The sequence below is a fragment of the Streptomyces sp. MK37H genome, assembly GCF_018035285.1.
GTDB lineage: Bacteria > Actinomycetota > Actinomycetes > Streptomycetales > Streptomycetaceae > Streptomyces > Streptomyces endocoffeicus.
On the sequence record NZ_JAAAYH010000568.1, the window covers coordinates 1 to 4649 of the forward strand.

General features: G+C 73.9%; 2 protein-coding genes and 1 pseudogene. All 3 read right to left on the reverse strand.

Going from position 1 to position 4649, the window contains the following annotated elements:
• Nucleotides 1-171: 171 nt before the first annotated feature.
• Complete coding sequence (locus GWI24_RS40670) at nucleotides 172-3633, reverse strand: phosphodiester glycosidase family protein (RefSeq protein ID WP_210951050.1); 3462 nt, start codon at nucleotides 3631-3633, stop codon at nucleotides 172-174.
• A gap of 198 nt (nucleotides 3634-3831) precedes the next feature.
• Nucleotides 3832-4254 carry a YchJ family protein gene (locus GWI24_RS40675; protein WP_210951049.1) on the reverse strand — a complete coding sequence of 141 codons (423 nt, stop codon included), beginning with the start codon at nucleotides 4252-4254 and terminating at the stop codon, nucleotides 3832-3834.
• 53 nt (nucleotides 4255-4307) lie between these two features.
• Nucleotides 4308-4649 (reverse strand): annotated as a pseudogene (locus tag GWI24_RS40680) (NAD(P)-dependent alcohol dehydrogenase); the annotation flags it as partial.

Sequence of the window (4649 nt, forward strand, 5' to 3'; positions counted from 1 at the left end):
CGGCCGCCCCCAGCTACCGCTGGGAGGTGCCCCCGGCGGCGTTGCCGAACCGACCGAGTAGGCCCTCCCCTGGACTTCGTCCGGGCGGTGCCCCCTCGAGGCCGATTCGGCGCCTTGCAGCTGACCGCACCAGGACGCCTCGCTACCGGGCAAACCTTGACTGACGCGGCACTAGGCCGCCGGGGCCGCGGCCGCCGCGGTGACGGTGAACCGCGCCTGTGCGATGGCGCCGTTCACGCTCACCGCGAGGGTGGCCGTTCCCGGGCGCAGCGCGGTCAGCTTGCCGCTGGCCGGGTCGTACGCCGCCACATCACGGCGCCCGGCGTCGTCCGGATCGCCGATGTGGAGGTTGGGCGAGCCGGTCCAGTCCGCGCTGAGCGGGAAGCCGACCGGCACCCGGCGGGCAGCGGTCCCCTCGCCCTGGAGGACGGTGGCGGTGACATCGGCGCCCTGCCCGGCGCGCAGTTCGGCCGGGGCGGTGACGGTCAGCCCGTCCACATGGGCGCGGGTCTGCACGGATACCCAGTCCGGGCCGCCCTTCCACGGTGCGTGGCGCGCGGCCGCCTGCTCCCGGGCGGAGACGTGGTCCACGCCGACCATCGACCAGCCGGTGAAGCCGCCCTGGCCGGGCGGGGTGGCGGGGTTCTTGCCCGAGTTGCCGTTGATCAGATACGGGACGCCGTCCACCCGGGATGCGTGGAAGGTGCCGACATGGCTGCCGATGAACCCCGCGCCCTTGCCCGTGGTGCGGCGGAAGTCGGCCAGCCAGCCCTCCAGCAGCGCCGCCTCCTTGCGATCGCCCAGCTGGCTGCCCTGCTGAGGGGTGGGGTCACGCGGCGGCACATGCTCGATCACCATGACCGAGCCGATGTCCGGGTCCTTGGCGGCCGCGTCCAGCTGGGCGCGCAACTCCTTGATCTGGTCGAAGCCACCGGCGCGCAGCCCCAGACGTGAGGTGTCCAGGGTGAGGAAGCGGGTGCCCCGGTGGTCGAACGTGCGGTGGGCGGGCCCGAATTCGGCGGTGAAGTTGTCGATGGAGCCGCCCATCACCTCGTGGTTGCCGGGGACGTAGGTCCAGGGCAGCTCATCGCCCAGCTCCTCCTTCAGCACGGTGCGGGCGAAGGAGAGATCGGCGGGGGAGCCCTCGTCCACCAAGTCTCCGTTGATCACCAGGAAGTCGGGCTTGGCCGCCTTGATCTCCCGCAGGGTGCGGCGGGCCTGGGCGACGATGGGGCTGTTCGGATCGCGCGCCACGAACTGCGCGTCGGACATCACCGCGAACCGCCAGTCACGTCCCCGCGTCCGGGCGGCGGTGGAGATGAGCGGATCGGGGCGCACGCTCTCGGTGGGCAGTTCGACGGAGGGCGGCACCCGGGCGGTCAGGTCGTCGATGACCACCCTGCCGGTGTACTGGCGGGTGGCGGAGGTCTCCGCGAGGTAGAAGCGGTTGACCTTCAGCGGATAGGCGACCCCGGCCGGTACGGCGAAGTCGACATGTCGCCATCCGGTCCAGGTCACATACGGCCCGCGCAGCAACTGGTCCGAGCCCGCCGCGTCCTTGAGGTGCAGGGTGGGCCATGCCCCCTGGCCATCGCCCTTGATCCACAGGCCGAAGGACTGCGGCTGTCCGTCCACCGCGATCTGCTGGGGCGGGGTGACATAGGCGGCGCGGGTGGCCGTGGACTGGGTGAAGTCGTAGTCCAGCTCGAGCCCGGTGCCGGTGTGGCCGTCTGGCGTGGCCTCGGCCGAACCGGAGGCGCGGGCCTGGCTGAAGGTCCAGCGGTCGGCGTCGTCGAAGGAGGCTTCCTGCCGCTCGGTCAGGCCGACGGTGACGGCGAGCACCGTGGTGGTGCCGCCGACGGCGGCCTTGACCTGTCCCGCGGCCTGGTCGTGGCGCGCCTTGACGGTGAAGGTGCCGGTCCGGGGGTCCGGGGCGATGTCGAACAGCGCGTGGTCGTAGGACAGTCGCACATCGGACGGTTCGACGGGGGCGCTGGTGCCGTGCGCGTCCAGGCCGACGATGCCGAACCGGCCCGTGGCCTCGGCGTCGGCCAGGCCGACCAGTCGGCTGGTGGGCTGGATCCGGTCCAGCCGGTCCAGGACGGTGAGGCGGAGGTCGCCATGGGCCGCGCCGCGCCGGGCGGTGACGGTGGTGTCACCGCCGTGGTGGGCGGTGAAGGTGCCGTCGGTATCGACCCGGCCGATGCGGGAATCGTCCGTCCGCCACTGCGGCGCGCCCTCGGCCGGACCGTACGTCTCGTCGTAACCGGCGGCGGTGAGGCGGCGGGTGAGCCCGGGGAAGACCCGCTCGGGGTGGCCGCCCCGGACCGGATCGGCGGTGGGCGCGGACGCGCGGTCCATCGCGGTGTCCACCCAGAAGCCCTTGAGGCGGCCGCTGCCGTCGGGGGCGGTGAGGGCCAGGCCGTTGGGGACGATGCGCTCGGCCCCGTCGGACGGGCTGTTCTCCACCCGGGCGGTGTCGCTGCCGGGCTCGCGGGCGACGAGGGTGGAGGAGCCGCCGCCGTCGAGGTTGAGGGCGCTGTAGGCGCCCGCGTCCTTCATCATCAGGCCCAGCTCGGTGAGGGTGACGCCGCCGCTGTCTGCCTGCCGCCCGTCCACGGTGAGGATCCGCATGGTGCGGCCGTCGCGGGAGAAGCCGACCGCGGTGCGCGGCGCGGTGGCGTTGTTGCCCTCGCCCTCGTGGCCGACCGCCTTGCCGTCCACGACCAGCAGTTCCCGGCCGCCGACGGCGGTGCGCGGCAGGTCGCCGCCGTCGGTACGGGGCCGGTACTCCATCGACACCGCGTCGCCGACGGCCAGTTCGGACAGCGTGTCGGCCCCGGCGTCCCGGCCGACCAGCACGGTCGCGTCGGCTGGGATCGGGCCCTTGCCGGGCGCGCCTGCCGCCTGGGTGACCTTGCCGTCCACGACCGTGACCTCGGCGGTGCGCCGTGCGCCGTCCACGGTCTGGGCGCGGTCCGCCTCGCCCCACTGGGCGGTGTACGCCCCGATCCCGGTGGCCGGAACGTTGGCGGCGTTGAGCGCCGCGAGCGGGTGGGGGCCGTCGGGGAGGGTCAGGGTGCCGTCGAAGTAGAGCTGGAGGACGCGGCCCGCGTCGGCCGGGCCGATGCCGACGGCCCGGGCGGGCCCGGCGGCGGAGGCGGAGTTGACGAGGCGGCCGTCGTCGATGCCGTTGCCCTCGGGGGCGCCGGTCTGGTTGATGTCGAAGAAGTCACCGTTGATGGCCGCGACCGTGCGGCGCCCCGGCCCGGGATCGTGCTCGGCGGCCAGTTGGGAGACGGGCCGGCGCTTGGCGACCTTGTCGGGGTGGAGATAGTCGACCTTGGTGCCGCCGGTCAGGTCCACCGACAGCGAGTCGACCCGCAGCCATTTGTCCGACTCCAGCCGGTCGTACGAGGTCAGCCGCACCCCCGGGGCGACCGGCCGGGAGGAGCGGGCGGTCTGCACCCCGTCGCCGTCGGCCACGGACCGGGCGCCCGTCGCACCGCTGGCGGCCGGGGGCGCGACCGGGCGCAGCATCTCCGAGGACGACCTGGGGACGGGTTCGGGCGCCGGGGCGGGGGTGTTGTCGGCGGTGGCCTGGCCGGCGGCGCCCAGTACGAGGGCGGACATCGCGGCCAGGGCCGCCAGTGGTCTGGCGAACGCGACAGGAGGCACGGCAACTCCATGGGGCCAGGGGACACGCGTGGTTCACACGCACAGCGCCCCAGCATCGCCCCGGAGTTGACCGGGCACCAGAAGGCGTCGGCGACGACACGGGAAACAAATGACCAAGTCGGTGCGGACCGTGATCGCTGACGCGGGGTGGGGTCAGTCTTCGGTCACACCGTCGAGATAGACCCAGGCGCCCTCGTGGCGTGCGAAGCGGCTGTTCTCGTGGAGCGAGCCCGCGCGGCCGCCCTGGGTGTAGTGGGCGCGGAACTCGACGGTGCCGGTGGTGTGGAACGCGCTGCCCTCGGTGGTGCCCAGGATCTCCAGACGCACCCAGCGCAGCCCCGGGTCGAGGTCCGCGCCGGGCGGCCGGGTGGTGGGGTGCCAGCTGCGCAGCAGATACGCCTCGTCCCCGACGGCGAAGGCGCTGTAGCGCGAGCGCATCAGCTGCTCGGCGGTGGTCGCCGGGGCCTGGCCGCGGTGCAGCCGGCCGCAGCAGTCGTCATAGGCCGCGGGTAGCCCGCAGGGGCAGGTGGCCGGGGTGGGGTGGCCCGGCTGCGGGCGTCGGGTACGTCGGGGCATGATCCCCATTGTGACGGGTGGGACGGACGGGATGCCGCCCAGGCCACGCCCGCTCAGGGCCCGATGGGCTCCATGCGTTCGATGGGTTCGATGACGACCTTCAGCTGTGCCGGGTCGGTGAGCGCCGTCTGGAGCGCGTCCGCCGAACGTTCCAGCGGGAAGCGCGCGGTGATCAGCGACTCCAGGTCGACTCGCCCGGTGGCGGCCAGGGACACCGCCGCGGGGAACTCCCCGGCGTAGCGGAAGGCGGTGACCAGGCTGAGCTCCTGGCGCTGCATCCAGGCCAGCGGGAGCGTGGTCCGGGGCTGGGGCGGGTTGCCGACCGCGACTAGGGTGCCGCCGGGGCGTACCGCGTGAGCGGCAGCGGCCAGGGCGGCCTCGATGCCGGAGCAGTC

Bases quoted from the DNA above. Each gene is read 5' to 3' on its own strand.
- GWI24_RS40670 (WP_210951050.1), bottom strand. From the start codon at position 3,633: ATGTCCGCCCTCGTACTGGGCGCCGCCGGCCAGGCCACCGCCGACAAC.
- GWI24_RS40675 (WP_210951049.1), bottom strand. From the start codon at position 4,254: ATGCCCCGACGTACCCGACGCCCGCAGCCGGGCCACCCCACCCCGGCC.